The sequence below is a fragment of the Rhodococcus sp. YH3-3 genome (assembly GCF_001653035.1).
GTDB classification, from domain to species: Bacteria; Actinomycetota; Actinomycetes; order Mycobacteriales; family Mycobacteriaceae; genus Rhodococcus_F; species Rhodococcus_F qingshengii.
The window spans coordinates 1,876,380-1,903,239 of the sequence record NZ_BCWH01000001.1; the positions used below are offsets into that span (position 1 = coordinate 1,876,380).

Below are 26,860 nucleotides of genomic sequence, written 5' to 3' on the forward strand. Positions count from 1 at the left end.
GTGACAAGTGGACTCGTTCACACCAACAACCAAGACCCAGGCTGCGATGACGGCTGCACTGCAGTCGGCGTCGTCGGCGGGTAACCCCGATATCCGGCCTGCCCATCTGCTGGTCGCATTGCTCGACCAGACCGACGGCATCGCTGCCCCACTCCTCAAAGCTGTAGGCGTCGACCCCACGGTCGTACACCGTGAAGCACAGGCAATCGTCGATCGCCTACCCAAGACAACCGGCGCAAGCTCCACCCCGCAACTCGGGCGTGAGGCACTCGCGGCACTCACTGCTGCTCAGCACCTCGCCACCGAGATGGACGACGAATACGTCTCCACCGAGCACGTCCTCTACGGACTGGCCGGCGGGGACTCCGACGTCGCACAGTTGCTCGTACGTCATGGCGCTACCCAGGACGCATTGCGTGAAGCCTTCACCACCGTCCGCGGCAGCGCTCGCGTCACCAGCCCGGAGCCCGAAGGCACCTACCAAGCGCTGGAAAAGTACTCCACCGACCTCACCGAAGCTGCACGTAGCGGCAAGCTCGACCCGGTGATCGGTCGCGACACCGAGATTCGCCGTGTCGTGCAGGTGCTCTCGCGTCGTACCAAGAACAACCCGGTACTCATCGGTGAGCCCGGCGTCGGCAAGACCGCGATCGTGGAGGGCCTTGCCCAACGCATCGTCGCGGGTGACGTCCCGGAATCGCTGCGAGGCAAGACCGTCGTGTCCCTGGATCTCGGGTCCATGGTCGCCGGTGCCAAGTTCCGCGGTGAATTCGAAGAACGCCTCAAGGCTGTCCTCGACGACATCAAGAACAGTGCCGGACAGGTCATCACCTTCATCGACGAATTGCACACCATCGTCGGCGCCGGAGCCACCGGTGAATCCGCGATGGACGCAGGCAACATGATCAAGCCGATGCTCGCCCGTGGTGAGCTGCGACTGGTCGGTGCGACCACACTCGAGGAGTACCGCAAGTACATCGAGAAGGACGCAGCACTCGAGCGTCGTTTCCAGCAGGTGCTCGTCGGTGAGCCCTCGGTCGAGGACACCATCGGTATCCTGCGCGGCCTCAAGGAGCGCTACGAGGTGCACCACGGCGTGCGCATCACCGACTCCGCGTTGGTGGCGGCTGCCGCGCTGTCGGACCGCTACATCACGTCGCGGTTCCTGCCGGACAAGGCCATCGACCTCGTGGACGAAGCCGCATCGCGACTTCGTATGGAGATCGACTCGCGTCCCGTCGAGATCGACGAGGTGGAACGCACGGTTCGCCGACTCGAAATCGAAGAAGTGGCACTCGAGAAGGAAACCGACGACGCGTCCAAGGCTCGGCTCGAGAAGCTGCGTCAGGAACTCGCGGACGACCGCGAAAAGCTCAATCAGCTCAGCACCCGCTGGCAGAACGAAAAGCAGGCCATCGACTCGGTGCGCGTGCTGAAGGAACAGCTCGAAACCCTGCGAGGAGAGTCCGAACGCGCTGAGCGTGACGGCGATCTGGGCAAGGCAGCCGAGTTGCGCTACGGCCGTATCCCGGCGCTCGAGAAGGAACTGGAAGAGGCAGCAGCCGCTTCCGGAGCTGCCTCCGACGGTGACGTGATGCTCAAGGAAGAGGTCGGGCCCGACGACGTCGCAGACGTGGTCGCAGCCTGGACCGGAATCCCCGCCGGCCGGATGATGGAAGGCGAAACCGAGAAGCTGCTCCGCATGGAGTCCGAACTCGGCAAGCGCGTCGTCGGCCAGACCGACGCCGTCGTCGCCGTCTCGGATGCGGTTCGCCGCGCCCGAGCAGGTGTCGCCGACCCCAATCGGCCCACCGGTTCCTTCCTGTTCCTCGGCCCGACCGGCGTCGGTAAGACGGAGCTCGCCAAAGCCTTGGCGGACTTCCTCTTCGACGACGAGCGCGCGATGATCCGTATCGACATGAGCGAATACGGTGAGAAGCACTCGGTGGCCCGACTCGTCGGTGCCCCTCCGGGATACGTCGGTTACGAAGCCGGCGGCCAGCTCACCGAAGCAGTTCGGCGACGCCCGTACTCGGTGGTCCTCTTCGACGAGGTCGAGAAGGCACACCCGGACGTGTTCGACGTCCTGCTTGCAGTGCTCGACGAAGGCCGACTGACCGACGGTCAAGGCCGCACGGTGGACTTCCGCAACACCATCTTGATCCTGACCTCCAACCTGGGATCCGGTGGCACGCGGGAGCAGGTCATGGATGCGGTACGCCACGCGTTCAAGCCGGAGTTCATCAACCGTCTCGACGACGTGGTCATCTTCGACTCGCTCTCCGAGGAGCAGTTGGAGCACATCGTGGACATCCAGCTCGAGCAGTTGCAGAAGCGTCTGGCTGCGCGTCGTCTCACCCTCGAGGTGAACGGTGCGGCTCGGATGTGGCTCGCAGTGCGCGGCTACGACCCGCTGTACGGCGCTCGGCCATTGCGTCGACTCGTTCAGCAGTCGATCGGCGACCAGCTCGCCAAGCTGCTCCTGGCCGGCAAGGTCCAGGACGGCGACACCGTGCACGTCGGTGTCAGCGAGGACGCGGATCAGTTGGTTCTCTCCTGATTCGGTAAGCGGAATGCCCCGTCGATCCACTTGGATCGGCGGGGCATTCGCATTTTGTTCTACCCTGGATGGCTGGATGCTCGAACCGGGGACGAGTGCACCCGCGCCTCTCCGAACGACTCCGACGCTCTTTCGTCCCAACCGAAGGTGAGCCAGGCATGACCGATGAGAACGATCCGCGTAACTCGGGTGGGCCGCGCCGTGAGGATCCCGAGGCCACCGAGGTGTGGGGGCGTACGCCCGACCAGCCGACGGAGCAGTACGGGACGGTGTCCGGCCAGAATCCGAACCAGCCGACGGAGTATTTCGGTCAGCAGCCGGGGGCACAGCAGTATCCGGGGGCACAGCAGTATCCCTACGGCGGACCGGATCAGAACACGGAGTACTTGGGGCAGCAGGGGCAGCAGCCGAATCCCACTCAGGCGTTCCCTGCCTACAACCCGCAGTTCGATCCGCAGGCGCCGCCGCCTGGTGCGACGCAGGCCTATCCGCCGTACACCGCTCAGCAGTACGGGAACCCGGATCAGTACGGGAACACGCAGCAGTACGGAAATACACAGCAGTATCCGGTTGCCGGTGGTGGCGGTGGAGTTCCGCCGGAACAGCCGTTCATCGACGATGGATCGTCGGGCGGCGGTAAGAAGCGCAAGCTCGCGACGTGGGTGGCCGCCGGTGTGGTCGGGATCCTGGTCGCCGTGATCGCGATCATCGCGTTCTCGGCGTTCGGCTCGAACGACAAGGGCACCCAGACCGCTTTCGTTCCCCCGACCACCACGACGCAGGCGCCGACCACGACACCGCCGAAGGCCAGCACCACGGCGCCGACTCCGACGACGGATTCTCCGCTCAGCCAGCTTCCAGGCGGGCTCGGCGAAGTCATCGGTGACGCCGGGGGAGCCGTCGGCACCGTGAAGTCGAACGACGGCGGCACGTTGGTCATCGATTCGATCGGGGGTTCGCAGGTGACGATTCTGACCACCGCGGACACCACGCTCATCGCGCTCAACCGCGCCACCATCGCCGATCTGCAACCGGGAGACAACATCGTCGTTGACGGAACGCCGGTGGAGAACGGCACGATGACCGCCAACACGATTCTGAGTACGTCGCTGCCGAAGTTCGGCAACTGAGTCGTTCACGACACATCGGGCGAGTCCACCAGGGTGTCGCGGGAGGTTGAGGCCGCGAGTCGCTACCCTGGAGGGTGATGACTGGAATGTGGTTCGGACTGGCAGCAATTGCACTCGCAGGCGCGGGTGCGCTTCTGTACGTCGACAGGACGAGGCGAGATCAATCCGGGCGAGTGCGTCAGATCTGGGCCAAGGCGCAGGGTTACACGTACACGGCCACTGACGATCAGCTGGCAGGCGAATGGCACCGCGCGGTCATGGCCAAGCAGGACTACCTCACTGCTACCGACGTCGTCCGCGGCCGCCGTCGCGGAGAGCAGTTCGTGCTGTTCGACCTGGAGGAGACCGCAACCATCGTGGCTGTTCGCCGCGAGATCGGGTCGGACGTCGACATCGATCTTCGGTTGAAGTCGACGGCTCCGCCCAAGGACGGCGACCTGAACCTGTTGGGCGCGATCGGTTCACGAGTCGTCTTCGCGACCGATCTCGAGATCGCACGTCGTGTCTGTGATCAGCGCATGGTGGCGTTCACCGAATCGGTTCCGCCGTCGATCAGCATGCTGTGGAGCGAAGGGCAGTGGACGCTCGGTTCGCTTCCGGTGACCAGTAACGGCCGGGACTGGGACGCGGCAATCGAGTCGGTTGCGCGCCTGTCCGGCATTCTGCATGTCCTGCCTCCCGTCACCGATCCCAACGAACTCGAGGTCGATCACGATCCGAGCCGCCCGCGGCCGGGCGCCGAGAAGTCTCGCCCAACTCCGGATCCGGTAGAACAGCCCCGTTCGCGTCAAGAACAGCCGCCCCGTGACGCTCCGCCGCGTGAATTTGCCCCGCGTGAGCCCGCACCGCGGGAATCTGCGCCACGTCCGGATCAATCGCTGCGCAAGCCCGAGGCGGCTGACAAGCCGGCTCAGCGCCCGGCGTCGCAGCGCTCGGGCACAATTCGCCCGGTCGACTGACCTTTAAGGTTCCCGTCCAGGCGCGATAACCACTAGCGTGGCCGGTATGTCGACTTCCCACTCGGATCGCCCTGTGCGTCCCGTTGCCCTGGTGACCGGACCCACCTCTGGTCTCGGCGCCGGTTTCGCCAAGAAATACGCCTCCCTCGGATACGACCTGGTTCTCGTCGCACGTGACGAGGTCAGATTGCACGACCTCGCGTCCGAGTTGAAGACGATGTTCGGCACCGAGTCGGAGATTCTGGTTGCCGATCTCGCATCGGAGGCCGGACGCGACACGGTCGCGCTTCGTTTGGAGAAGGGCGTCGAGGTGTTGGTGAACAACGCCGGATTCGGTACCTCCGGCGAGTTCTGGACCGCCGATCCGGCGCTTCTTCAGTCTCAACTCGACGTCAACGTCACCGCCGTGATGCGGCTGACCCGTGCGGCGCTGCCCAGCATGATCGCGTCGGCGCACGGAACGATTGTCAACGTGGCGAGCGTCGCGGGCCTGCTGTCCGGGCGGGGTTCGACGTATTCGGCAAGCAAGGCCTATGTCATCTCGTTCACCGAAGGGCTGTCCGGCGGGTTGGCCGGGACGGGAGTGCGCGTGCAGGCGCTGTGCCCGGGCTTCATTCGCACCGAGTTCCACGAGCGCGCGGGCATCGAGATGTCCACGATCCCCAAGCCGATGTGGCTGAGCGTCGACCAGGTGGTTGCGGCGTCGATGAAGGATCTCGGTGACGACAAGGTCATCAGTATTCCGGGATTCCAGTACAAGGTCCTCACGACGGCCGGGCGTCTCGTTCCCAAGGGGCTGGTTCGCCGGCTGACCAACATCGTCGGACGTGGCCGCGGGCGGACGTAGCCCAGAGGCGGAAGCCGGACGTAGCCCAGAGGCAGAAGCCGAACACAAGGCAGTGGTCGGTAGGCTGAGCACTCATGAGCGATCGTGAGGATTTGGCTGCGCTGGTGCGCGAATTGGCTGTTGTACACGGAAAGGTGACGTTGTCCTCGGGCAAGGAAGCCGATTACTACGTCGACCTTCGCCGCGCGACACTTCACCACAAGGCAGCGCCGCTGATCGGCTCGCTGCTGCGTGAACTGGTCGCGGACTGGGATTTCGACGCCGTCGGCGGTTTGACGATGGGCGCCGATCCGGTCGCTATGGCAGTGATGCACGCTCCCGGCCGACCGATCGATGCGTTTGTCGTCCGCAAGGCCGCGAAGGCCCACGGGATGCAGCGCCAGATCGAGGGCCCGGACATCGTCGGCAAGCGTGTCCTGGTTGTCGAGGACACGACCACGACGGGCAATTCGCCGTTGACAGCAGTGAAGGCCCTGCGCGAGGCAGGGGCCACCGTGGTCGGAGTCGCTACGGTCGTCGATCGCGCGACGGGTGCGGATGCGGTGATCGGTGCCGAGGGCGTCGAGTACCGCTCGCTGCTGGGCCTGGAAGATCTGAACCTGAGCTGACGCCCCGTGAGTGGTTAAGGAGTCCCTGCACTCCTCAACCACTCACAGGGGTCAGTCGCCTACGGTGACGGCGAGTGCTTCGTCGACGCTGTGCGGCGCGGGATCGTGGTCGTCGACGTGAGCGAGAACCTTACGTCCGCTAGACAGGACGAATACGGCGGCGAGGGTGAGCACCGCGCCGACCCAGAACGGCATGTGGACGTTGGACTCGCCGAGCTTGCCGGCTACCCACGGAGCAGCGGCGCCGCCGACGAATCGAACGAAGCTGTAAGCAGCCGAGGCGGTCGACCGCTCCACGGGAGCTGAGATCATGACGGTTTCGGTGATGAGTGTGTTGTTCACGCCGAGGAACAAACCGGCGAGGACGACACCCACGATCAAGACGATCTTGTTCTCGGTGAAGAGCGCCATCATGCCCAGGTCGAGTGCGAACAGGGTCAGTGCCAGCATCATCATCGGCAGGGTGCCGAAGCGTCGTTGCAGGCGAGGGGCGAGGAAAACCGACGAGATCGCCAGCATCAGGCCCCAACCGAAGAAGATGAATCCGATCGGGTACGCCCCCATGTCGAGGGGGAACGGCGTGTACGCGAGCAGCGTGAAGAATCCGTAGTTGTAGAGCAGCGCGGTGATGGCAACGGTGAGTAGCCCGCGGTGCCGCAACGCCTGGAAGGGCGCAGCGATGGACGTGTGGTGTTCGGGCTTGGGTGCGCTCGGAAGCATCACCACGATGAGAATGAAGGCGACCGCCATCAGGGCTGCGACGCCGAAGAACGGTGCGCGCCAGCTGATGTCACCGAGAACTCCGCCGACCAGCGGTCCGACTGCGATACCGATGCCCAATGCAGCCTCGTACAGGATGATCGCCCGTGCCACGCCGCCGCTGGCCGCGCCGACGATTGCCGCGAGCGCCGTTGCGATGAACAGTGCATTGCCGAGTCCCCAGCCCGCACGGAATCCGACGATCTGGCCGATGGTGCTGGAAGCGCCTGCCAGAGAAGCGAACACGATGATGATGGCAAGGCCTGCAAGAAGTGTTTTCTTGGCGCCGATGCGGCTGGACACCACACCGGTGATGAGCATGGCCACGCCGGTGACGAGCATGTAGCTGGTGAACAGCAGCGAAACCTGCGACGGTGTGGCGTCGAGTTGTTCGCCGATCGGTTTGAGGATCGGATCGACCAATCCGATGCCCATGAAGGCGATGACGCTGGCAAAGGCTACCGCCCACACCGCTTTCGGTTGTTTCAGGAGGCTCGGCGGAGCCTCGTTCTGGTGCGTTGATGTCGCGGTCGTGTTGCTCACGGCCACCTCCTTTTTCAGTGGTGGGTATTTCAGCTGGGATCGGAAGTCTTGATGATGGACCGCAATTCGGCCAATCCGTCGGCCAGTTTCTTGATCTGCTCGGGCCCGAGTTCGACGAAGTGGGGGACTAGAGCGTCGGCGATCTCGTTTCGGCCGTCGTTCAAGATCTTTCGTCCCTTGTCCGTCATGGCCACTCGAACTGCCCGGGCGTCTTCGGGGTCGGCGCGGCGTTCGACGTAACCGTTCTCGCCGAGTTTGCGCAGTAGTGCAGTGGCAGAGGGCTGCGAGCTTCTGTCGAGTCGAGCGAAGTCGCTGATCCGCATTTCGCCGTATTCCTCGAGTAACGAGAGTGCGCGCAGCCAGGCGCGTGGGTACTGATCGGACGCGAAGGAGCCTGCCAGCTTCGCGAAGCGGTGCGTATTGCTCACGAGGTCGACGAGTAGTTCGTGCAGTTGCTGTTCTTCGTCTGTCACGAAGAATATTATTGCATAGGTTAACTATGTAAATCAACGAGTCCGTGGAAGGTGGTCCGTCACGGCGGTGGCTACCAGCGACGGCACATCGAGGTCGGGTGCGACGAGTGTGAGGCTTCGATTTGCCGCCAGCACTGCGATGCCGTGGGTTCCGGTCCAGATGTTCAACGCAGATGTGGTGGGATCGGAGGCGTCGGCCTCTTCGGTCAGGGATTGCAGGGCGGCGAAGAGCGGGAGTGAAGACTCTCGGAGGTTGCTGCCTGCGCCCTCGAGGAGGTCGTGGCGAAACATCAACTCGAACATCGCCGGTCGCTCCTGGGCGAATGACACGTATTCGATTGCTGCCGAGATCAATCGGCTACGAGCGGGTTGTTTGCCGGCGAGGACGGGATTGAGTCTGTCGGCGAGATCGCGCAGGCCGTGTGAGGCAATTGCGGCTAGCAGGCTGTTGTGGGTCGGAAAGTATCTCCGCGGGGCGCCGTGCGACACGCCCGCCCGACGCGCTATCTCCCGTAGCGTCAGTTCTGTGGCGCCGTCGGCATCGAGAATCTCGACGCCGGTGGCGACGAGTGTTTCGCGAAGGCTGCTGACAGTCATGGAAGACAGTGTCTACTATTCTCGTCGTAGACACTGTCTACTAGACGGAAAAGGTGATGCCCTGTGCTCTATTGGCTGTTCAAATACGTCCTGATCGGCCCGGTCCTCTGGCTGTTCGGGCGGCCGACGATCGAGGGGCAGCACCACATCCCCAAGAAAGGGCCGGTGATTCTCGCCGGCAACCATCGGGCAGTCGTCGACTCGTTCTTCCTGGTTCTCATGGTGCGCCGACGCATCACCTTCGTCGCGAAGAGTGAATATTTCACCGGGACCGGTGTGAAGGGCGCGATGCAGCGCTGGTTCTTCGGTGGGGCCGGTCAGGTGCCGATCGACCGTAGCGGCGCCGACGCCTCCCGTGCGGCGTTGGACACGGCCATCGGGATTCTCGACAAGGGTGGTGTCTGGGGGATCTACCCCGAGGGAACACGATCACCCGACGGTTGCCTGTACAAGGGAAAGACCGGAGCGATTCGAGTTGCATTGGAAACCGGGGCGCCGGTCATTCCCGTCGTCGTACACGGCGGCGACGCAGTCAACCCGCCGGGTACGCGGATGTGGCGCTTCAGCAAGGTCCGGATCACGGTAGGGGAGCCGATCGACTTCTCTCGGTACCGCGAACTTCGTGGCTACCAGGCCGTCGTGCGTGCGGCGACGGACGAATTGATGGCAGTGCTCTGTGACCAGTCGGGGCAGGAATACGTCGATGTCTACGGCGCGGACGTCAAATCCGGCGATGCCGCCTGAGTGACCCAGTACGGTCGCTGTTGGACGTGTAACCAACAGGAGGATTGTGATGGCGGGCAAGTGGGGCATCGAGCACGCAGTTTTTGCGGCGGCGACGGCAGCGACAGTGTTCGGGGCAGTAGTCGGTAACGAGCGGGTTCAGCAGATCGCGAAGCCGTTGATCGCACCCGCTCTGGCCGCCCGAGTGCTGCGCAAGCGCTCGGAGACGGAAACTGCCGATACCGCACTGCTTCTGGCCGGTCTCGCCGCTGCAACTGTCGGCGACGTGTTCATGATCGACCCGGACAACGATGCTCGTCTGATCAAGGGCGCGTCCTCGTTCGCGGTGATGCAGGCCAGTTACTCGGCGCTCCTGCTGCGGCGCGGCGCTCGGCCGACCCGCGCTGCCCTGCGGCCCCGCATCAGCGGTTGGTCGACGGCGTCCGGACTGCTCCGTGCCAAGGCCCCGAGCGTGTCGACGCCGCTCACCGGATACGGATTGATGTTGGGAACCACCTCGACGTTGTCGGCGGACCCCGCTCTGGCACCGCAGTCCAAGGCCGTGCTCGACGTGGTCGTCCCGAACAAGGATCGACGCTCCTGGCTCGGATTGGGCGGAGTGCTCTTCACCGCATCCGACGGACTGATCGTGGTGCGTCGTCTGTTCATCCGCGGGACCGCCGGCCGCGCTGCTGCCGAGGGTGTGATCCTGGCGTCGTACGCGGGAGCGCAGCTGATGCTGGTGGAGGGCATGTTGGCGCTGGGGCGCAAGAAGAGCGTCTAGTCTTTCACGGGCACAGCATGATTCGGTCTCGGTTCTTCGGGTCCACCATGACGGTGACCGTGGATCCGGGAGTGATCTTGTCTTTGTACTCGGGTCGGATCTCGTACTCGATCCGGCCCGAGTACGAATCGGAACCTGGAACCGTGAGGTGGAGTGCGAGCTTGGCCAATTCGCCGTCGACAGTTCGGCGCAGGGGTGTGACGGTGTCGATTCGTGCCCACCCTTCGAGGCCGTGCTTTTCGAGTTTGCGCTCGGCGCGGGTCGGGCGGTTGGCCCATGCCATTCCGAATCCGAGAACCGAGCCGAAAGCGGCGAGCAGCCCGCCGATCTGATAGGGCAGCGTGCCAGGTGGGGTGTGCTCGACCAGCCATCCGAGCCACACGGCGAGCACGATCAGATACCCCACCGCGATGAAACACACGGTGTGTACGACGCGACGGTGATTCATCAGATTTCCTCCACATCCAGGATAGCCTGACCGGATGAGCGAACCGAACGTCTTCATCACCGGTGCTGCGGCTGGAATCGGGCGGGAGACGTCGCTGTTGTTCGCGCGCAACGGATACCGCGTCGGCGCGTTCGACATCGACGACGCCGGCCTTGCCTCCTTGAAGGCCGAGATCGACGGTTTCGGTGGGAGCGTCGTGACGGGTGTCCTGGATGTCACCGATCCGGCGGGATGGGCGCAGTGTCTGGCCGATTTTGCCGGGGAGTCCGGGCGTCTGGACATCCTGATCAACAATGCGGGCGTGCTCTCCTCGGGACGGTTCGAGGATATTTCTCTTGCGGCGCATCGCCGAATGGTCGACATCAACATCACCGGCACCCTCAACGGCACGCACACGGCTTTCCCGTACCTTCGCGATACCGTCGGCGCTCAGGTGGTCAATCTGTGCTCCGCTTCGGCGATCTACGGCCAGCCCGAACTGGCGACGTACGGTGCAACCAAGTTCGCGATCCGCGGCCTGACCGAGGCGCTCGATCTGGAATGGGCACAGCACGACATCCGTGTTCTCGCGCTCTGGCCGTTGTTCGTCCAGACCGCGATGGTCACTGGAATGGACACCGGAGCCACCAGATCGTTGGGTATCAAGCTGACTGCAACCGACGTCGCGCAGGAACTGTGGGCGGCCACACGCGGCGCCGGACGGATGCACAAGGTTCACTACCCGGTCGGAACTCAGGCGAAGCTCTTCCTCAGCGCGTCGCGCTTCTCGCCCGCGTGGCTCTCACGGCTGATGAACAAGCGCGTCACCAGCACTTAGTCGACCACACGATAGAGTGCACTGTCGGCTGTTGCTGGGCCAAGATGACGTGTGTGGAGGTAGTCGGGTGGTTCGTGTTCGGGTGGGGTTCGTCTTGTTGGGCGTCGGGTCGGCGCTCGTGCTCGCAGGGTGCAGCGGGGAGGCGGATTCAGCGCCGACCGTAGCGGCGCAGCCCAGTTCGTCCACCACTACCGCAGTGCCGACGACAACCACCACCGTCGCGCCCGTCGTCCCCACGACCACCGAACCACCGACCACGACGCTGCCACCGACGACGACACTCACGGACGTGCAGTTCGAGCGCAACGAGTCGTACTACTTCACCACTCCCGACGGAAACTTCCAGTGCGGCATCATCAAGTTGCCCACCAGAATCGAAGCCGGGTGCGAGGGAACGACCACTCCCGTTCCGCCGCGGCCGGAGAGCTGCATGGTCAACTGGGGCAACGGTATTCGCGTCACCGACGAGGGTGAGGGTGCTTTCATGTGTTCGGGCGGAGAGGTGTACACCTCTGGCGGCCCCGACGCCGATCCGGTGTTGGCGGCCGGTCAACCGCTGAGCAAACTGGGTTTCACCTGTACGACCACCGCGACAGACGTCTCGTGTGTCAACGATCAGACCACGCACGGCTTCACCGTGGCTGCAGATTCCAACGAGGTGTTCTGATGACCGAAGTCGCAGCTGACGACGTGTCCGGCGGGGCCGGTGAACCGGGGCCCACCGAGTGGGGCGAGAATCCCAACGGCGTCGGACCCTGGGCCGAGGAGCACGACACGGAACCGCCGACCGACGCGCGCTACGACCCGGTACTTCTGGCCGAGGGTGATCGTCGAAACGTCTTGGACGAGTATCGGTACTGGACGCGGGAAGCGATAGTCGCGGATATCGACTCGCGCCGTCACACGATGCATGTCGCCATCGAGAACTTCGCGCACGACGCCAACATCGGCACGGTGGTCCGCACGGCCAACGCGTTTGCCGCGGCCGCGGTCCACATCGTGGGGCGTCGGCGCTGGAATCGGCGGGGCGCCATGGTGACCGATCGATACCAGCACATCGTTCACCATGCAGACATCGGCGAACTCGTCGAGTACGCCCGTGAGAATTCACTCACGATCGTGGCCGTCGACAACACCCCGGGGTCGGTGCCGCTGGAAACGGCAAGCCTGCCGCGGGAGTGCATCCTGCTGTTCGGTCAAGAAGGCCCCGGAGTGACCGATCATGCGAAAGAGGTTGCGTCCATGACGGTCTCGATCGCACAATTCGGTTCGACTCGCAGCATCAACGCCGGTGTCGCGGCCGGCATCGCGATGCACGCGTGGGTACGTGAGCATGCCGATCTCGCCGATTCCCGCTGATCTCGCTCGCGAATTCCGGCTAGCGTGTAGCGCCTCGACCAGACAGGATAGGTAGTTATGCAGGAAGTGTGGGCAGAGCGGGCCGATGCGGCTGAGGGCGCGATAGTCAGTCGTCACCTTCGGCGCCTGTGGGGAATGCCCCGGACAGCACTCGGCGTGGTTGCCTGGCCTGCTGTTCGACGCGAGCGGATGTTCAAGCCGTGGCACTACTGGTGGCAAGCACACCTGCTCGATACTGCGATCGACGCACTCGAACGTGACCCGACCCCCAAGCGTCGTCGCCGGGTCGCGAAGGTTGCCCGCAGTGTGCGGGTCCGCAACGTCTCGGCGTGGACCAACAACTACTACGACGACATGGCGTGGCTGGGCCTCTCGCTCGAACGTGCGCAACGCATGTTCTCGGTCGATCACCGAACCGCGGTTCAGGCGCTCGAATCGCAACTCTTCGATTCGTGGTCCCCGGCCGACGGCGGCGGTATTCCGTGGTGCAAAGGCTCCGATTTCTACAACACGCCGGCAAACGGACCCGCCGGAATCATGCTGGCGCGCACCGGAAAACTCTGGCGTGCGCAGGCAACGGCCGACTGGATCGACGAGACGCTGCGGGATCCGGACTCCGGACTGATCTTCGACGGTATCCGCCGCGACGGCACCCTCGAGCGCGCGATCTATTCGTACTGTCAGGGCGTCACGCTGGGGTTGGAAACCGAGTTGTCGACGCGATTGGGCGAACCGCGCCACCGCGAGCGAGTCCACAAACTCGTCGACGCGGTCTACGACGGCATGACCGAGTACGGAGTTATCACGGGCGGTGGCGGAGGCGACGGCGGACTGTTCAACGCAATCCTGGCTCGCTACCTCGCGTTCGTGGTGGTGAACCTGTCCTGGGAGACTCACGAGGACCTGCGAGCGCGCGAACTCGCAGCGCAGATCGTTCTCTCCTCCGCGGAAGCTGCCTGGAACAACAGACTGCAGATCGAAGGCCTGCCGCTGTTCGGGCACGACTGGACCAAGGATGCTCAGTTGCCGAGTCTGTCCGGCGACATCGCCACCTTCGCCGCCGGAACGGTGCGCTCGTCGAGCGTGCCCGAGCGAGACCTCTCGGTGCAGGTGGGTGGGTGGATGCTCATGGAGGCGGCCTTTGTCGTCTCGGCGGCTGGATACCCGCGTAAGCGTTAGGCTTTTTCCTCATGGAATCCCGGTACGTGGTCGACACGGACGGCGTACGTCTTCACGTCGATGTCGGTGGGGCAGGGGCGGACGTTCTGGTTCTCTCCGGCGGCCCGGGATGCGTTCACTATCTTGCTCACGACGAGCTGGTTCCGGAAGGAATGCGCGCGTGGTGCCCTGAGCCACGCGGAGTCGGCCGGTCCGGTGGCGGCGCTCATACGATGGCGCAGGCGGTTGCGGACCTCGAACTCGTCCGACGCACGTTCGAGATCGACAGTTGGGTCGTGCTGGGGCACTCGTGGGGATCCGACTTGGCGGTGCGGTACGCACTCGACTGTCCGGAATCGGTGTCCGGCGTCGTCGGCATCGCGGGGCACGGCCTCGACAAGGACCGGACATGGTCGAAGCAGTACGAAGCGGGAATCGAGCCGGACCCGCAGATACCTTGGGAACCTGTTGTCTGGCAATCGCTTCAAGAATCGTTCATCGAATGGATCCATGAACCACAGCTGTTTCGGCAGTTGGCCGACTCACCAGTGCCCATGACATTTCTCGCGGCGGCCGACGACATTCGCCCGTCGTGGCCGTTGCAGCAACTGGCCGAGCTCGTGCCTAACGGTAGTTTCGAGGTCGTCGACGGTGTCGCGCACAACTTCTGGCAGTCTCACCCGCTCCTGTGGAGGAAGATCGTCACCGAGGCTTGTGCGGCGCACTCTCGGCTCTCCTGATTTCCACCAGGATCCGCTCCGCGACGGTCTGGTACCCCAGGCTCCGATTGACGGTCAGCATCGGGTGATTCTCCGCGTTCACCGTTGTGTAAATCTTTCGCAGGGAGGGAAATTCAGCTGCCAATACAGACGCTTGTTGCTCCTTGACCCACTGAGCGAGACCGTGCCCGCGGTGCTGCGGAAGTACCACGGTGTCGTGCTGCGATGCGTGGGTGCTGTCATGTTCGTCCACCGTCACCACTGTTGCTGCGGCTACTTCGCCGATGCCGTCGTCGACCGCGCAGCACACCAGGAGGACTTGAGAGCCGTCCGTCATCTTCTGTTCCCACGATCTGACCTCGTCGGCTCCCCAATTACGTTCGGGTATCTGCAGTTCGGCGCCGGGCGCGTCGAGGAGTCGGTTCAATGCCTCCGAGAAGGAGTGGACCAGCTCGTCCGGGGTTCGGTTGCGCCAACTGACGATTCGATAGCCGGGGCGGGTGCTGTGTGCGGTGGGAGGGCTGAGGTGCTGAACCTGGTTGGCCAACCGAAGCAACACGCGGTGACCGTCGAACGATCGCAGGAAATGCTCGGCTGCGCTTCCGACGAGCGCCGTCACTCTGATTCTTCGCACGCCGAACCCGGCGATGTCGACTTCGACGAGTTCGGCAAGCGCTCGTCCTACCCCTCGTCGCTGCGCGTGGGGTGTCACGTACATCCGAAACTCTGCGAGATCGGCTTCGGCCGAGTTGCGTCGTGCCTGGGCGATGCCGAGGACCTCGTCGGTGCCGGCGTCGCGTGCAATCCAACGCCGTACATCGGCCGAATTGTCCTCGGCCTCGATCATTTCCATCAGCGCAGTCGCTGTCGGCGCAGTCCCGGACAGGTGACGCTGGCCTTCGGCGAACACCTCACACCACTGATGAAGAACAGTTGCTGTCGCTCCGGACGGTACGAACTCGGCTACGACTACGCGGCTCACCCATGTGACGATACCGACCTGCCCACCCTGAGTTGGAATCACGCGAACCCTAACCCTGTCGGACTGCGGCGGCAGTTGCCAGCATTCAGGCATGTCTGATTCTCCGCGCCAACTGAGCCTCAACGCGTTCATCCACCCCGCCGGTCATCACGAAGCGGCGTGGCGTCATCCGTGGACAACACCGGAACGTCTGTTCGACGTCACGTATTTCCAGGAGATCGCTCGCACTGCTGAGGCGGCGAAGTTCGACGGAATCTTCTTCGCCGACGGTCCCGCGTTGCGCAGCGACGTCGAGCACGGTCCCGCAGGAACGTTGGAGCCGATCACCTTGTTGACGGCCATTGCAGTGGCAACCGAGCGGATCGGATTGATCGCGACGGCGTCGACCACGTACTACGAGCCGTACAACCTGGCTCGGCTGTTCGCCTCGCTCGACCACATCTCGAACGGACGTGCTGGGTGGAACATCGTCACCACGGGTACGGATCTGGCTGCCGCGAACTTCGGGCTGGCCAAGCATCCGGACCACGGCGACCGGTATTCGCGTGCAAGGGAATTCGTCGACGCGGTGGTGCGGTTGTGGGACAGCTGGGAGGACGACGCGATCAGTCTGGACCGGGAGAACGGAATCTACGCGGACAGAAACAAGATTCACGAGATCAACTACGTCGGCCGGCATCTGCGGGTGCGGGGACCGTTCAACGCACCGCGAACTCCGCAGGGATACCCTGTGCTGGTGCAGGCCGGTGCGTCCAACGACGGTCGCGCATTTGCCGGTCAGTACGCGGAGGCGATCTTCACAGCGCACCAGAGACTTTCCGATGCTCAGGCGTTCTACACCGACATCAAGTCGAGGGCTGCGCAGTTCGGGCGTAACCCCGACCACGTCAAGATCCTGCCCGGAATCAGCCCGTTCATCGGTGACACCGAGGAGCAGGCCAAGGCGCTCGAGCGAGAATTCAACGAGTTGACCTCGCCGGAGTACGGCCTCGCGCAACTCGGTGCACTCACCGGGGCCGATGTTCGGAATCTGGAACTGGATGCACCGGTTCCTGTCGAATTGTTCGCGGCTGCAGGGGATGTCACCGACAACAAGCAAAGCAGATTGCAGGTGATCGCCGGCATCGTCGAGCGCGAGCGTCCGACGGTTCGTGGCCTCCTTCATCGATTGGCGGGTGCGCGCGGGCACCGGGTGTTTGCCGGAACCGCCGAGCAGGTAGCCGACACGATCGAGGAGTGGTTCACGAGCGGTGCTGCTGACGGCTTCAACGTCATGCCGCCGTACTACCCGGGTGGGCTCGAGATCTTCACCGAGCGTGTGGTCCCGATCCTGCAGGATCGCGGTCTTTTCCGGACCGAATACTCGGGTACGACCCTTCGTGATCATTTCGGTTTGCCGAGGCCCGAGAGCCAGTTCTCGGGTAGTGCCTCTGCAGTGCAGTAGGCCCGCCCGCTGTTGTCGATAATGACAATGGTTACCATTAAGGAATGAAGCAGCTACCGGTAACCGTGCTGTCCGGATTTCTGGGCGCAGGCAAGACCACACTCCTCAACCACATTCTCGCCAATCGCGATGGCCGGAGGGTCGCCGTCATCGTCAACGACATGAGCGAGATCAACATCGACGCGGCCCTCGTCGCGGGCCAGGGTCATCTCGACCGCACGGAAGAGAAGTTGGTCGAGCTGACCAACGGATGCATCTGCTGCACGCTGCGTGAGGATCTGATCGACGCCGTCGGCGCCCTGGCCCGAGAGGGGCGATTCGATCAGTTGGTGATCGAGTCCACCGGCATCTCCGAACCGATGCCGGTGGCGGCCACCTTCGACTGGGAATTCGAGGACGGTTTCAGCCTCGGCTCGCTCGCGAAGCTCGACACCATGGTGACCGTGGTGGACGCGTCGACCTTCCTCGGCGAGCTGGCAAAAGGCGAACGACTGGACGAGCGCAACCTCGAAGCCGGGGAGGGGGACGGACGCAGCATCTCCGATCTCCTGGTCGATCAGGTGGAGTTCGCCGACGTCATCTTGCTGAACAAAACCGACCTGGTGAGCCCGCGGGCGGCAGGAACCGTCGAGGCAACGCTTCGTAGGCTCAACCCCACCGCTCAACTGATTCGAACAGATCACGGCAAAGTCACCCTGGACCGTGTCCTCGAAACCGGTCTCTACAACCCGGAACTTGCTGCGCAGGTACCCGGTTGGGACGAGGAACTGGCCGGTGGGCACACCCCGGAAACCGAGGAATACGGAATACGCAGCGTCACATACCGCGCCTCGCGACCCTTTCATCCGGCGCGACTCGAGGCCGCGCTCGGTCAGTTCGCCGGACTCCTGCGGAGCAAGGGATTCTGCTGGATCGCCAGTCGGCCCGAGTTCGCCGCGATCTGGTCGCAGGCAGGCCCCAACCTCGTCATCGAACCGGCTCAACTGTGGGCGTCGGCGGCGGAGGTGCCAGGGCAGGAGATCGTGTTCATCGGAGTGAAACTGGACCCGGCGGCGCCGTCACGAATCCTCGATCCGGCTCTGCTGACCGATGACGAACTACGCGAAGGACCGCGGGCATGGACTCGCTACGAAGACCCGCTGCCGGCGTGGGACCAGAGCCACCTGCACTGAGCAGTCAGCTTCTAGTCGAGGACTTCTTCGACCTCGACGTCTTCGGCCGGTCGGGCCATCTCCTTGCGGTACTGCCAGATTCCCAGCGCAGTACCGATGACCAAGCTGACCATCATCACGATCAGCACGGCGGGCAGCAACCACGGCACGCGATCGAGGAACGAGCCACCGTAGAAACCGAGTAGCAGGAGCACGGGCGCCCAGATGATCGCGCCGATGGTGCTCGCAATGGTGTAGCGCGTGTGGTTCATCTTGGCTGCGCCCGCGACCATCGGGCACAGGGTGCGCACCCACGGAACCCAGCGAGCAATCAGGACCGCCCAGAACCCGTGTTTTTCCAACAGGATGTTCACGCGGTGCAGGTTCTTCTCGGTGAAGTACTTGCCGCCCTTACGGGCTTTGATGTGATTGCCGGTCCGGTGGCCGATGACGTACCCGACCTGGTTGCCGGCAATGGCCGCGATCATCGCACCGACAGACAACGCCCACACGTGGCCCGCGCCGGATTCGTGGCCGGCAAGAACGATTCCGGCTGTGATCAGAAGCGAATCACCGGGGAGAAACAACCCGAGGATGATCGCGCACTCGATGAAGACGAACGTGACGACGATGATCCAGACCAACAGAGGCCCGGCAGTCTCGAGCGGGGAGAAACTGCCGGATGCGAGCGTCATCGTCGTCAGTTCTTCGCCTCGTTCTGCAATCAGGGGGTGGGGTCTTCGGGGACTGTCACCGTCGAATTGTCCGTAGTGGAAGTATTCGCCGTTTCACCACGTCTCGACGCCAGAATTCGCTTCCCGATTTCGAAGACGATCGGCAGAACCGACACCAGGACGATCAAGATGAAGATGTAGTCGACATTGTCGCGGATGAATTCGATCTGCCCCAGGAGGTAGCCGAGCAAAGTCACGCCGGCACCCCACAGGATGCCGCCGACGATGTTGTAGGTCAGGAACAGTGAGTACTTCATCTTCGAAGCGCCGGCGACAACCGGAGCAAAAGTACGCACGATCGGCACGAACCGAGCCAGGATAATGGTGATCGGGCCGTGCTTTTCGAAGAAGGCGTGTGACTCGTCGATGTACTTCTTCTTGAAGAACCGCGCGTCGTCCGTCTTGAACAGGGCAGTTCCGCCCTTGGTGCCGATGTAGAACCCGACTTGGTCACCCAGAATCGCGGCGATCGGAATGGTCACCAGGAGCACCCACAGCGGCGCGAACGGTTCGATCTCGGTGGACTTGGACGCCGCGATCAGCCCTGCGGTGAAGAGGAGCGAATCGCCGGGCAAGAGCGGAAACAGCAGGCCTGATTCGATGAAGACCACCAGAAGCAATCCCACCAGAACCCACGTTCCGAAGGAATTCAAGAGGTTCACGGGATCGAGGAAGCCGGGCAGCAAGGCCAGGTTCGTCACGGATTCAGTTGCTGCCTGCACATTCACGGTGGCCAGAGTACCGGCCGAATCTGAGTGTTTCCCACCACCGCAGGTCATCGCGTCGGTGGCGGCGGGCCGAGACCGCAAAGAGACGTGACGAGTCGGACTTGCCATACTGCTAGGACCACACGAAGCGCTTTCACATCGCCGAGCGCTCCGAACGACACGTATATGGAGGACTCCCGCCGTGCCTATCGCAACTCCCGAGGTCTATGCCGAGATGCTTGGTCGGGCCAAGGAGCATTCCTTTGCCTTCCCCGCCATCAACTGTGTCGGCTCCGAATCCATCAACGCAGCCATCAAGGGCTTCGCGGACGCCGGCAGTGACGGCATCATCCAGTTCTCGACGGGCGGCGCCGAGTTCGGTTCCGGTTTGGGCGTCAAGGACATGGTCACCGGCGCTGTTGCGCTCGCCGAGTTCGCACACGTGATCGCGGCAAAGTACGACGTCACCATCGCGCTGCACACCGATCACTGCCCGAAGGACAAGCTGGACACCTACGTGCGTCCGCTGCTCGCGATCTCGCAGGAGCGCGTCGACGCCGGTCGTAACCCGCTGTTCCAGTCGCACATGTGGGACGGCTCGGCTATCCCGATCGACGAGAACCTGGCCATCGCCAAGGAACTGCTCGCCCTCTCGAAGGCTGCACGCATCATCCTCGAGGTCGAGATCGGTGTCGTCGGCGGCGAAGAAGACGGCGTCGAAGCCGAGATCAACGACAAGCTCTACACCTCGAGCGAAGACTTCGAGAAGACGGTCGATGCTCTGGGCATCGGCGAACAGGGCAAGTACCTCCTTGCCGCCACCTTCGGCAACGTCCACGGCGTCTACAAGCCGGGCAACGTCAAGCTCAAGCCCGAGGTTCTCGAAGAGGGCCAGAAGGTCGCCGCTGCCAAGCTCGGCCTGGCTTCCGGTTCGCAGCCCTTCGACTTCGTCTTCCACGGTGGATCGGGATCGTTGAAGTCGGAGATCGAGGACTCGCTGAACTTCGGCGTCGTCAAGATGAACGTCGACACCGACACCCAGTACGCGTTCTCCCGTCCGATCGCCGGACACTTCTTCACCAACTACGACGGCGTCCTCAAGGTCGACGGCGAGGTCGGAAACAAGAAGGCATACGACCCGCGCAGCTACCTCAAGAAGGCCGAAGCCGGCATGACGGCTCGCGTCGTCGAGGCGTGCAACGACCTGAAGTCGGCCGGACGCTCGGTGTCGGCAGGCTGATCGGTTTCACAACTGCGCTTCACAGAACAAAATGCGCGCCGGCGAAATTCTCCCCGGCGCGCATTTTCTGTTCAGGTACCTACTTGCTGGGATCGCAGACCTTCCACGTGCCGTCCTGGCGCTCGAGGTCGAACGTGCGCCACGACTGCTCGCCCGTGCTCGGCAAACTTGCCTGGACCTGAGCGATCGCGGTGTCGTCGGTGATGCGCACCGCGTCGACGGCTCCGACCTGCGGGATCGTCTTCTGCGCGACGGCATTGTCGTGGACTTGCGCGAACGCTGCGTCGGGAATGGTGCGGTAGTACTCGCCCAACGCCCCACAGGTCGACGTTCGCAGTGTTGCCAGATCGCCGGTCTGCAAAGCGTCGACGTACGTCGAGATGGCGGTCTGGACCTGAGCTTCGGGTGAGCTTTCACCGCTACCGCTGTTGGACGAGACGAATACGGCGACGCCGATCGCCGCGAGGACGGCGACGCCGGCCGCTGCTGCCGCGATGTACCAGCCCTTGCCGCTGCGCTTGGTCTTCTCCGGCGCGGCGGGCGGTGGTGGTGGTGGTGTCGGCTGCGCGGCTTTCGGAATCGCGACGGTGGCGGGCTCCGGCTTGGGCTGGGGTGTCGGTGCTGCTGTGGTTGCCTGAGTTGCCTTGGGGATCGCGACGGTTGGTGCGCTGGCAGCTTTGGCGTCGCCGTCCGCTTTCGAGGCCTTGTCTGTCTTCTGGATCGCCACAGTCGCAGGTTCGGTCGGGGCCGACTTCTCGGGCGCACCCTTCGGTGCTGCGCTCTTTTTCGAGTTGTCGTCTTTCGAGTCCGGCACGGGTAACCCTTCGGTCTTATGCAGCAATGACCATGTCAGGGTAACGACCGGTATGTAGCCTGCATAACTCCGACCGTCGGCGAGGCGGTCCTGTGGCAGAAAGGCGTAGCGGGCACAATGAGCGCATGACCCAATTCGGTGACCTGCTCGGACCCAAGCCCACTCTGCTTCCCGGCGACGACGACGCGGAATCGGCACTGCTCAACCACGCTGAACCGGCCCAGGTAGCGGCCGACCACCCCACTGCCTCCATTGCGTGGGCCTACCTGGCCGAGGCTGCCCTGGACAAGGGCGAAACCATCACGGCCTACGCCTACGCGCGTACCGGATACCACCGCGGACTGGACCAACTGCGTCGCAACGGTTGGAAGGGTTTCGGTCCCGTGCCCTACAGCCATGAACCGAACCGTGGTTTCCTGCGTTGCGTCGCAGTCCTGGCCAAGGCCGCGAAGACGATCGGTGAAGCCGACGAGTACGCGCGTTGCCTCGATCTGCTCGAAGACTGCGATCCCAACGCCGCCGAAGCGCTTGGCCTCGGTTAGCAGTTTCCGTCCGAGCCGGGCCGGCATCAAGGACCGGGCTCGCAAATCGGTGCGTCGGCTTCAGACGTCGGCGCTACCGATCATTCAATGTGCCTTGGCGGCCGGATTGGCGTGGTGGGTTGCCACCACGGTGATCGGGCACCACGCGCCGTTCTTCGCGCCGATTGCCGCTGTGGTCTCGCTCGGTCTGTCGTTGGGTGCACGACTACGACGCTCGTTCGAGTTGGTTGCGGGAGTCACGGTCGGTATCGGAATCGGTGATCTGATCATCTCCGGTATCGGGAGCGGACCGTGGCAGATCAGTTTGGTTGTCGTGCTGGCGATGTCCGTCGCGGTGCTTCTCAACAGCGGGCCGATCTTCTCCATGCAGGCGGGAAACTCGGCTGTGCTGGTGGCGACGCTGATCCCGCCGGGCGGCAGCGGCGGTCCCGATCGCATGATCGATGCCCTTGTCGGTGGTCTGGTGGGTATCGCGGTGGTCGCGATCATCCCCACCCACCCGGTACGACGCGCGCGCAAGGATGCTGCATCAATCCTCGGAACAGCTTCCGAGGTACTGCAATTGGTGGCAGACGGCCTCGTCGCGAATGACCCGGACCCGATCGTGAAGGCACTGCAGAAGGCGCGCGCAACTCAGGGTGCCATCGACGGGTTGCGCAGTAACCTTCTCGGCGGTCGCGAGATCAGCCGAATCTCCCCGCTGTACTGGAACAGTCGGCCTCGCCTCGAAAGGCTCATGGCGACAGCCGATCCCATCGACAACGCGATGCGCAACATTCGAGTGCTCGCGCGTCGTTCGTTGACGTTGGTCAGGGACGACGAGATCCTCGATCCGCGTCTGGTGGCTCAGGTCGAGCGCTTGTCGAAAGCCGTCGAAGTTCTCGAGGACATGATCCTGGCGGAGCCGGGGGAGCAGCCTGATCAGGCCGAAGCAGCGCGCGTCCTGCGCTCGGTGGCGAAGGAACTGAAACCGGCGATAGTGGAGAACGCAGGCCTGTCCTCGACGGTGGTGTTCGCCCAGATTCGATCGCTGGTCGTCGACCTGTTGCAGGTCGCGGGCATGAAGCGAATCTCGTCGATCGCAACTCTGCCGCCCACCGTGCCTCATCCCGCCTACGAGCCGGATCACTGACCTCTGCCGTTTCCCGCTCACTGAGCAACTCATTGTATGTATGCGAATGTATGCATATGCTCTGAGAAGGACTTGGGAGGGAACAGGACAAATGGGAGCAGGGCACGGTCATTCACATGGCCACTCGGCAGCAGATTCGGTCGGCGTAGGACCGTCACCGCAACGCATCAGAAAAATGGCGATCGCGCTTGCGATCCTCGTTGCGTTCCTCGTACTCGAGGCCACGGTCGGCATCCTGATCAACTCGTTGGCTCTGCTTGCCGACGCCGGTCACATGCTCACAGACGTGGTGGGTATGGCCATGGGACTGACGGCGCTGCTGCTCGCGAAGAGGGGCAGCACCACCGCTGCCAGGACCTTCGGTTGGCACCGCGCCGAAGTGCTGACCGCCATGGCCAATGCGGTGATGCTGCTGGCCGTCGCCGCCTGGGTCTTCTACGAGGCAATCGGCCGCATCGGTAACGAACCCGAGATCCCGGGCGGCGCCCTGATCATCACGGCGGCCGCCGGCCTGGCCGCGAACATCGTCGTGATGCTGATGCTGCGCGGCGATTCCAAGGACAGCCTGGCCGTGCGTGGTGCCTACCTCGAAGTGCTTGCCGACGCCGTCGGTAGCGTCGGCGTTCTGATCGCCGGTGGCCTTGTCCTGCTGTTCAACTGGACGTGGGCAGACGTCGTCGTCGGTGTTCTCATCTCGCTGTGGGTGGTGCCGCGTGCGATCAAACTGGCCGCAGCATCGCTGCGCATTCTGACGCAGGCTTCGCCGGCCGACGTCGACGTCGAAGCGGTCGAGGCCGACCTGGCGGCGCTGCCGAGCGTGGTGGGTGTTCACGACCTACACGTCTGGACGCTCACCACCGGCATGGATGTCGCGACGGTCCACCTGACCAGTGACGCGAATTCGTCGAACGTTCTGGAATCCGCGCGCACCGTCCTCGAGAGTCACGGTCTTTCCCACGCCACCGTTCAGGTGGAATCGTGCGCCAACGGCGAGCATTGCGAGAAGAACGTCACTTGGTGAAGCGGGTGATCTCCTTGCCCGGCTTCCAGAGATCGACGTACATGTGCTCGTCGTCGACCGTCGTGTGCACCACCTCGTCGATGTCGAGCACAAAGAGGTGCAGGGGTTTCGGAACCTCGTAGGTGTAGCTTGCGAGCACGGCTTCGAACTCGTCGCCGGTCACCTCGCGTGCGATTCCGGCGATCTTCGCGTCACCGCCCTCCATGGTGTGCTCGCCGGGATTGCTGTGGAGGGCGTAGCGCCCGTCACGGATGAGGTCCTTCGCCTTGAGTGCGCCGAACATCGAACCGAGCACCAGACGCCCGTCGAGGATTTCGACTTCGGTGCCGCTGACCCGTGGTGAGCCGTCCTTGCGCAGCGTTGCGAGGACGTGATGCTTGTGGGCTTTGAACCGCGCTTGGACCGCGTCGGCAAGAGCGGGTACTTCTTCGGAGAACTGCTTCCAGGTGACCATGACGGTCATTGTGCACCCCTATTCCTGACAACTTCTGTCAGTAATTCTCGGTAATGTTCGGTCCATGAGATCCGCGCGGTTGCTCCAACTCATGCTGCGTTTGCAGGGGAGTCGCGGCGTCGTCGCCGAGCAGTTGGCCGACGAGTTCGGTGTGTCAGTGCGGACGATCTACCGCGACGTGGCCTCGTTGTCGGCTGCCGGTGTGCCGATCTGGACCGAGAGCGGCCCCGGTGGTGGCATCCGTCTGCTCGACGGATGGCAGTCCAAGTTGTCCGGCATGACGGACGACGAGACGTCCGCACTCATGCTGTTGGGTGTGCCGTCCATCGCTGCAGATCTCGGACGATCAGACGCCGTCGGTTCGGCGGGGGCCAAACTGCTCCGCTCCCTGCCCGGTCCGCTGCGCGAGAGCGCACGGTTGTGGCAGGACCGCATTCTCGTGGACGTTCCGGGTTGGTTCGGCGGCGTCGACGACATCTCTGCGCTTCCGATCGTCACATCCGCTGTGCTGGACTCGCGTCGACTGCGCTTCGTCTATCGCGATCGCGAGCGGACGGTCGAACCGCTGGGTCTGGTCATCAAAGCCGGAATTTGGTATCTCGTGGCAGGTTTGAACGGACGTACGCTCTCGTTCCGGGTCGGCCGCATCAAAAACGCCGTCGTAGAGGATGATTCGTTCGCCCGCCCGGCGGATTTCGACCTGCCGTCGTGGTGGGCAGCGTCGATGGCCGAGTTCGACCGTTCGCTGCTTCGCTTCGAGTGTCGCGTGCGATTGTCACCAGAGGGCAGGCGCCGGCTCCCCGATGTGGTGGGCGAGCTTGCCGCTGCAGTCGAAGTGGGGCCAGAGGACAACGACGGATGGGTGAGTGCCGAGCTGAAACTCGAGAGCGAAGCTGTCGCGCTCTCGCAGTTGATCGGGCTGGGAGCCGACGTCGAGGTGCTCGAACCCTCGTCTTTGCGTGAAGGGATACGCACCGTGGCGGAGCAGATGGTGCTCCGCCACGGGCACGACAGCTAAGCCGTCGCAGAACGCTTTGCGAGCATGCGGGTGATACCCAGTTGAGCGGCGACGATAACGGCGCCAACCACCAGGCCCAGTGCTGCCGAGGCAAGTGTGTTGACGATCCACGCCAGCACGCCACCGACTCCAGCGATGTCACTGACTGCTTCTTCGCCGTGATGAACGGCGTCGTAGAGCGGGTGGAAGCCCAGTTCGTCGATGCCGACCAACAGGATGTGGCCACCGACCCACAGCATCGCGGCGGTACCCACGACCGAGAGCACTGACATCACGTGAGGCATGCCGCGAACGAGGCCTCGGCCGACCTTGTGGGTGAAGCCAGACGACGTCTCGGCGATCTTCAATCCGATGTCGTCCATCTTCACGATCAGTCCGACGACGCCGTAGACGACCACGGTGATGACGACCGCCACGACGGCAAGGATCACCAATCGGCTCCAGAAGCCTTCGCCTGCGATGGTGTTGAGTGCGATCACCATGATCTCGGCGGACAGGATCAGGTCGGTGCGGACGGCGCCCGAAACCACTGCTTCTTCGTCGCGAGGATGCTCGTCAGCGGCCTCGTGGTGGTCACCGTGGCCGAAGATTGCACCCCAGATCTTGTGAACCGCTTCGTAGCTGAGGTAACAGCCGCCGACCATCAACAGTGGCGTCAGCAGCCAGGGGAGGAACTGACTCAGCAGCAGAGCGATCGGAAGGATGATCAGCAGCTTGTTGCGCAGCGATCCGATGGCGATGCGCTTGATGATGGGCAACTCGCGTTCGGCTGCGAGCCCACGGACGTACTGCGGCGTGACGGCTGCGTCGTCGATCACCACGCCGGCCGCTTTGGCGGTCGCCTTACCGGTTGCGGCGGCAACGTCGTCGATCGAGGCGGCAGCCATGCGAGCCAGGGCTGCGACGTCGTCGAGCAGGGCGAAGAGTCCGCCGGCCATCACAGACCTCCAGTGGAATCAGTGGAAAAAGGTGGCCGGACCGAACCGGTGACGCAGTTACTTGATCGCACGAGGTCTCTATCCATGATCGTCGTAGGTGAGGTCAGGTCACCTGGAACGATACCGGGGGCATCCGTCAGGGACGACCTCGCGAGGTCGGTTGCCCTTCGTCACGAAAGGTCTTCCCGACCCGGTGCTC

29 protein-coding genes are annotated in these 26,860 nt (G+C 63.5%); 19 read left to right on the forward strand and 10 right to left on the reverse strand.

The features are described 5' to 3' along the window. The first annotated feature begins 7 nt into the window (after positions 1-7). From clpB to pyrE, 5 genes are all read left to right on the forward strand, one after another. Positions 8-2,560: an ATP-dependent chaperone ClpB gene (gene clpB, locus YH3_RS08755; RefSeq protein ID WP_007726750.1), complete on the forward strand. Its 2,553-nt coding sequence runs from the start codon at positions 8-10 to the stop codon at positions 2,558-2,560. A gap of 158 nt (positions 2,561-2,718) precedes the next feature. Then, a complete protein-coding gene (locus YH3_RS08760; RefSeq protein WP_003944332.1) occupies positions 2,719-3,690 on the forward strand; it encodes a hypothetical protein in 972 nt (323 codons plus the stop codon). Between the two features lie 86 nt (positions 3,691-3,776). Beyond that, positions 3,777-4,649 (forward strand): hypothetical protein, encoded by an 873-nt coding sequence (locus YH3_RS08765; protein WP_064443500.1) that lies wholly within the window; start codon positions 3,777-3,779, stop codon positions 4,647-4,649. Positions 4,650-4,695: 46 nt separating this feature from the next. Beyond that, positions 4,696-5,496 carry an SDR family oxidoreductase gene (locus tag YH3_RS08770; RefSeq protein WP_037131478.1) on the forward strand — a complete coding sequence of 267 codons (801 nt, stop codon included), beginning with the start codon at positions 4,696-4,698 and terminating at the stop codon, positions 5,494-5,496. 74 nt (positions 5,497-5,570) lie between these two features. Beyond that, on the forward strand, positions 5,571-6,104 hold the full coding sequence (pyrE, locus tag YH3_RS08775) for an orotate phosphoribosyltransferase (RefSeq protein WP_003944385.1): 534 nt from the start codon (positions 5,571-5,573) through the stop codon (positions 6,102-6,104). A 51-nt stretch (positions 6,105-6,155) separates the two neighbouring features. Here the strand turns inward: pyrE and YH3_RS08780 are convergent, their stop codons facing one another. Genes YH3_RS08780 through YH3_RS08790 form a run of 3 tightly spaced genes read right to left on the reverse strand, consistent with a single transcriptional unit; the run spans position 6,156 to position 8,476 of the window. Next, on the reverse strand, positions 6,156-7,412 hold the full coding sequence (locus YH3_RS08780) for an MFS transporter (RefSeq protein ID WP_003944384.1): 1,257 nt from the start codon (positions 7,410-7,412) through the stop codon (positions 6,156-6,158). A 23-nt stretch (positions 7,413-7,435) separates the two neighbouring features. Further along, on the reverse strand, positions 7,436-7,879 hold the full coding sequence (locus YH3_RS08785; protein ID WP_003944339.1) for a MarR family winged helix-turn-helix transcriptional regulator: 444 nt from the start codon (positions 7,877-7,879) through the stop codon (positions 7,436-7,438). A gap of 33 nt (positions 7,880-7,912) precedes the next feature. Beyond that, positions 7,913-8,476, reverse strand: coding sequence for a TetR/AcrR family transcriptional regulator (locus YH3_RS08790; RefSeq protein WP_064443266.1), 564 nt, complete (start codon positions 8,474-8,476; stop codon positions 7,913-7,915). A gap of 63 nt (positions 8,477-8,539) precedes the next feature. On the opposite strand from YH3_RS08790, the gene YH3_RS08795 reads away from it, so the two are divergent. Further along, positions 8,540-9,220: a 1-acyl-sn-glycerol-3-phosphate acyltransferase gene (locus YH3_RS08795; RefSeq protein WP_003944312.1), complete on the forward strand. Its 681-nt coding sequence runs from the start codon at positions 8,540-8,542 to the stop codon at positions 9,218-9,220. Positions 9,221-9,269: 49 nt separating this feature from the next. Then, positions 9,270-9,983, forward strand: coding sequence for a lysoplasmalogenase (locus YH3_RS08800; protein ID WP_064443267.1), 714 nt, complete (start codon positions 9,270-9,272; stop codon positions 9,981-9,983). Positions 9,984-9,987: 4 nt separating this feature from the next. Here YH3_RS08800 and YH3_RS08805 read toward each other — a convergent pair whose 3' ends face one another. After that, positions 9,988-10,431 carry a hypothetical protein gene (locus YH3_RS08805; protein ID WP_007726759.1) on the reverse strand — a complete coding sequence of 148 codons (444 nt, stop codon included), beginning with the start codon at positions 10,429-10,431 and terminating at the stop codon, positions 9,988-9,990. A gap of 34 nt (positions 10,432-10,465) precedes the next feature. On the opposite strand from YH3_RS08805, the gene YH3_RS08810 reads away from it, so the two are divergent. The 5 genes from YH3_RS08810 to YH3_RS08830 all read left to right on the forward strand — a co-directional run bounded on the left by YH3_RS08810 (position 10,466) and on the right by YH3_RS08830 (position 14,505). After that, on the forward strand, positions 10,466-11,248 hold the full coding sequence (locus tag YH3_RS08810; RefSeq protein ID WP_003944309.1) for an SDR family oxidoreductase: 783 nt from the start codon (positions 10,466-10,468) through the stop codon (positions 11,246-11,248). Positions 11,249-11,315: 67 nt separating this feature from the next. Continuing rightward, complete coding sequence (locus YH3_RS08815; RefSeq protein WP_003944380.1) at positions 11,316-11,915, forward strand: DUF6636 domain-containing protein; 600 nt, start codon at positions 11,316-11,318, stop codon at positions 11,913-11,915. After that, positions 11,915-12,607: a TrmH family RNA methyltransferase gene (locus YH3_RS08820; RefSeq protein ID WP_064443268.1), complete on the forward strand. Its 693-nt coding sequence runs from the start codon at positions 11,915-11,917 to the stop codon at positions 12,605-12,607. The genes YH3_RS08815 and YH3_RS08820 overlap by 1 nt, the downstream gene beginning before the upstream one ends. 57 nt (positions 12,608-12,664) lie before the next feature. Further along, on the forward strand, positions 12,665-13,786 hold the full coding sequence (locus YH3_RS08825) for a glycoside hydrolase family 76 protein (RefSeq protein ID WP_003944321.1): 1,122 nt from the start codon (positions 12,665-12,667) through the stop codon (positions 13,784-13,786). Between the two features lie 11 nt (positions 13,787-13,797). After that, positions 13,798-14,505: an alpha/beta fold hydrolase gene (locus YH3_RS08830; RefSeq protein ID WP_064443269.1), complete on the forward strand. Its 708-nt coding sequence runs from the start codon at positions 13,798-13,800 to the stop codon at positions 14,503-14,505. Here YH3_RS08830 and YH3_RS08835 read toward each other — a convergent pair. Continuing rightward, the gene (locus YH3_RS08835) at positions 14,468-15,466 is read right to left on the reverse strand and encodes a GNAT family N-acetyltransferase (RefSeq protein WP_238592549.1); all 999 of its coding nucleotides are present in this window, start codon (positions 15,464-15,466) and stop codon (positions 14,468-14,470) included. The genes YH3_RS08830 and YH3_RS08835 overlap by 38 nt on opposite strands. Positions 15,467-15,557: 91 nt before the next feature. On the opposite strand from YH3_RS08835, the gene YH3_RS08840 reads away from it, so the two are divergent. Together YH3_RS08840 and YH3_RS08845 are read left to right on the forward strand one after the other, a co-directional pair. Continuing rightward, positions 15,558-16,910: an LLM class flavin-dependent oxidoreductase gene (locus tag YH3_RS08840; protein ID WP_058038543.1), complete on the forward strand. Its 1,353-nt coding sequence runs from the start codon at positions 15,558-15,560 to the stop codon at positions 16,908-16,910. A 44-nt stretch (positions 16,911-16,954) separates the two neighbouring features. Next, the gene (locus YH3_RS08845) at positions 16,955-18,082 is read left to right on the forward strand and encodes a GTP-binding protein (RefSeq protein WP_003944416.1); all 1,128 of its coding nucleotides are present in this window, start codon (positions 16,955-16,957) and stop codon (positions 18,080-18,082) included. An 11-nt stretch (positions 18,083-18,093) separates the two neighbouring features. On the opposite strand, the gene YH3_RS08850 is transcribed toward YH3_RS08845, so the two are convergent. Then, positions 18,094-18,756, reverse strand: coding sequence for a DedA family protein (locus tag YH3_RS08850; protein WP_003944306.1), 663 nt, complete (start codon positions 18,754-18,756; stop codon positions 18,094-18,096). Positions 18,757-18,785: 29 nt separating this feature from the next. After that, a complete protein-coding gene (locus YH3_RS08855) occupies positions 18,786-19,523 on the reverse strand; it encodes a VTT domain-containing protein (protein WP_277921643.1) in 738 nt (245 codons plus the stop codon). A gap of 181 nt (positions 19,524-19,704) precedes the next feature. Here YH3_RS08855 and fbaA point away from each other — a divergent pair, with 181 nt between their 5' ends. Then, positions 19,705-20,742: a class II fructose-bisphosphate aldolase gene (gene fbaA / locus YH3_RS08860; RefSeq protein ID WP_007726777.1), complete on the forward strand. Its 1,038-nt coding sequence runs from the start codon at positions 19,705-19,707 to the stop codon at positions 20,740-20,742. A gap of 79 nt (positions 20,743-20,821) precedes the next feature. On the opposite strand, the gene YH3_RS08865 is transcribed toward fbaA, so the two are convergent. Further along, the gene (locus YH3_RS08865; protein ID WP_064443271.1) at positions 20,822-21,556 is read right to left on the reverse strand and encodes a nuclear transport factor 2 family protein; all 735 of its coding nucleotides are present in this window, start codon (positions 21,554-21,556) and stop codon (positions 20,822-20,824) included. A gap of 125 nt (positions 21,557-21,681) precedes the next feature. Between YH3_RS08865 and YH3_RS08870 the strand changes: the two genes are divergently transcribed. From YH3_RS08870 to YH3_RS08880, 3 genes are all read left to right on the forward strand, one after another. Beyond that, positions 21,682-22,098: a DUF3151 domain-containing protein gene (locus tag YH3_RS08870; RefSeq protein WP_007726781.1), complete on the forward strand. Its 417-nt coding sequence runs from the start codon at positions 21,682-21,684 to the stop codon at positions 22,096-22,098. Continuing rightward, positions 22,085-23,230, forward strand: coding sequence for an aromatic acid exporter family protein (locus YH3_RS08875; protein ID WP_003944297.1), 1,146 nt, complete (start codon positions 22,085-22,087; stop codon positions 23,228-23,230). The genes YH3_RS08870 and YH3_RS08875 overlap by 14 nt, the downstream gene beginning before the upstream one ends. Positions 23,231-23,321: 91 nt before the next feature. Beyond that, complete coding sequence (locus YH3_RS08880; RefSeq protein WP_054187138.1) at positions 23,322-24,251, forward strand: cation diffusion facilitator family transporter; 930 nt, start codon at positions 23,322-23,324, stop codon at positions 24,249-24,251. On the opposite strand, the gene YH3_RS08885 is transcribed toward YH3_RS08880, so the two are convergent. Beyond that, positions 24,241-24,705, reverse strand: a complete 465-nt coding sequence (locus YH3_RS08885) for a pyridoxamine 5'-phosphate oxidase family protein (protein WP_029254754.1) — start codon at positions 24,703-24,705, stop codon at positions 24,241-24,243. The two genes, YH3_RS08880 and YH3_RS08885, sit on opposite strands and share 11 nt — an antisense overlap. Before the next feature lie 64 nt (positions 24,706-24,769). Here YH3_RS08885 and YH3_RS08890 point away from each other — a divergent pair, with 64 nt between their 5' ends. Then, on the forward strand, positions 24,770-25,723 hold the full coding sequence (locus YH3_RS08890) for a YafY family protein (protein ID WP_064443272.1): 954 nt from the start codon (positions 24,770-24,772) through the stop codon (positions 25,721-25,723). Here YH3_RS08890 and YH3_RS08895 read toward each other — a convergent pair. Continuing rightward, positions 25,720-26,661, reverse strand: coding sequence for a DUF808 domain-containing protein (locus YH3_RS08895; RefSeq protein WP_007726787.1), 942 nt, complete (start codon positions 26,659-26,661; stop codon positions 25,720-25,722). The two genes, YH3_RS08890 and YH3_RS08895, sit on opposite strands and share 4 nt — an antisense overlap. Positions 26,662-26,860 lie beyond the last annotated feature (199 nt).

Bases quoted from the DNA above. Each gene is read 5' to 3' on its own strand.
- YH3_RS08760 (WP_003944332.1), top strand. From the start codon at position 2,719: ATGACCGATGAGAACGATCCGCGTAACTCGGGTGGGCCGCGCCGTGAG.
- YH3_RS08765 (WP_064443500.1), top strand. From the start codon at position 3,777: ATGTGGTTCGGACTGGCAGCAATTGCACTCGCAGGCGCGGGTGCGCTT.
- YH3_RS08770 (WP_037131478.1), top strand. From the start codon at position 4,696: ATGTCGACTTCCCACTCGGATCGCCCTGTGCGTCCCGTTGCCCTGGTG.
- pyrE (WP_003944385.1), top strand. From the start codon at position 5,571: ATGAGCGATCGTGAGGATTTGGCTGCGCTGGTGCGCGAATTGGCTGTT.
- YH3_RS08790 (WP_064443266.1), bottom strand. From the start codon at position 8,476: ATGACTGTCAGCAGCCTTCGCGAAACACTCGTCGCCACCGGCGTCGAG.
- YH3_RS08800 (WP_064443267.1), top strand. From the start codon at position 9,270: ATGGCGGGCAAGTGGGGCATCGAGCACGCAGTTTTTGCGGCGGCGACG.
- YH3_RS08805 (WP_007726759.1), bottom strand. From the start codon at position 10,431: ATGAATCACCGTCGCGTCGTACACACCGTGTGTTTCATCGCGGTGGGG.
- YH3_RS08810 (WP_003944309.1), top strand. From the start codon at position 10,466: ATGAGCGAACCGAACGTCTTCATCACCGGTGCTGCGGCTGGAATCGGG.
- YH3_RS08820 (WP_064443268.1), top strand. From the start codon at position 11,915: ATGACCGAAGTCGCAGCTGACGACGTGTCCGGCGGGGCCGGTGAACCG.
- YH3_RS08825 (WP_003944321.1), top strand. From the start codon at position 12,665: ATGCAGGAAGTGTGGGCAGAGCGGGCCGATGCGGCTGAGGGCGCGATA.
- YH3_RS08830 (WP_064443269.1), top strand. From the start codon at position 13,798: ATGGAATCCCGGTACGTGGTCGACACGGACGGCGTACGTCTTCACGTC.
- YH3_RS08840 (WP_058038543.1), top strand. From the start codon at position 15,558: ATGTCTGATTCTCCGCGCCAACTGAGCCTCAACGCGTTCATCCACCCC.
- YH3_RS08845 (WP_003944416.1), top strand. From the start codon at position 16,955: ATGAAGCAGCTACCGGTAACCGTGCTGTCCGGATTTCTGGGCGCAGGC.
- YH3_RS08850 (WP_003944306.1), bottom strand. From the start codon at position 18,756: ATGACGCTCGCATCCGGCAGTTTCTCCCCGCTCGAGACTGCCGGGCCT.
- YH3_RS08870 (WP_007726781.1), top strand. From the start codon at position 21,682: ATGACCCAATTCGGTGACCTGCTCGGACCCAAGCCCACTCTGCTTCCC.
- YH3_RS08880 (WP_054187138.1), top strand. From the start codon at position 23,322: ATGGGAGCAGGGCACGGTCATTCACATGGCCACTCGGCAGCAGATTCG.
- YH3_RS08885 (WP_029254754.1), bottom strand. From the start codon at position 24,705: ATGGTCACCTGGAAGCAGTTCTCCGAAGAAGTACCCGCTCTTGCCGAC.
- YH3_RS08890 (WP_064443272.1), top strand. From the start codon at position 24,770: ATGAGATCCGCGCGGTTGCTCCAACTCATGCTGCGTTTGCAGGGGAGT.
- YH3_RS08895 (WP_007726787.1), bottom strand. From the start codon at position 26,661: ATGGCCGGCGGACTCTTCGCCCTGCTCGACGACGTCGCAGCCCTGGCT.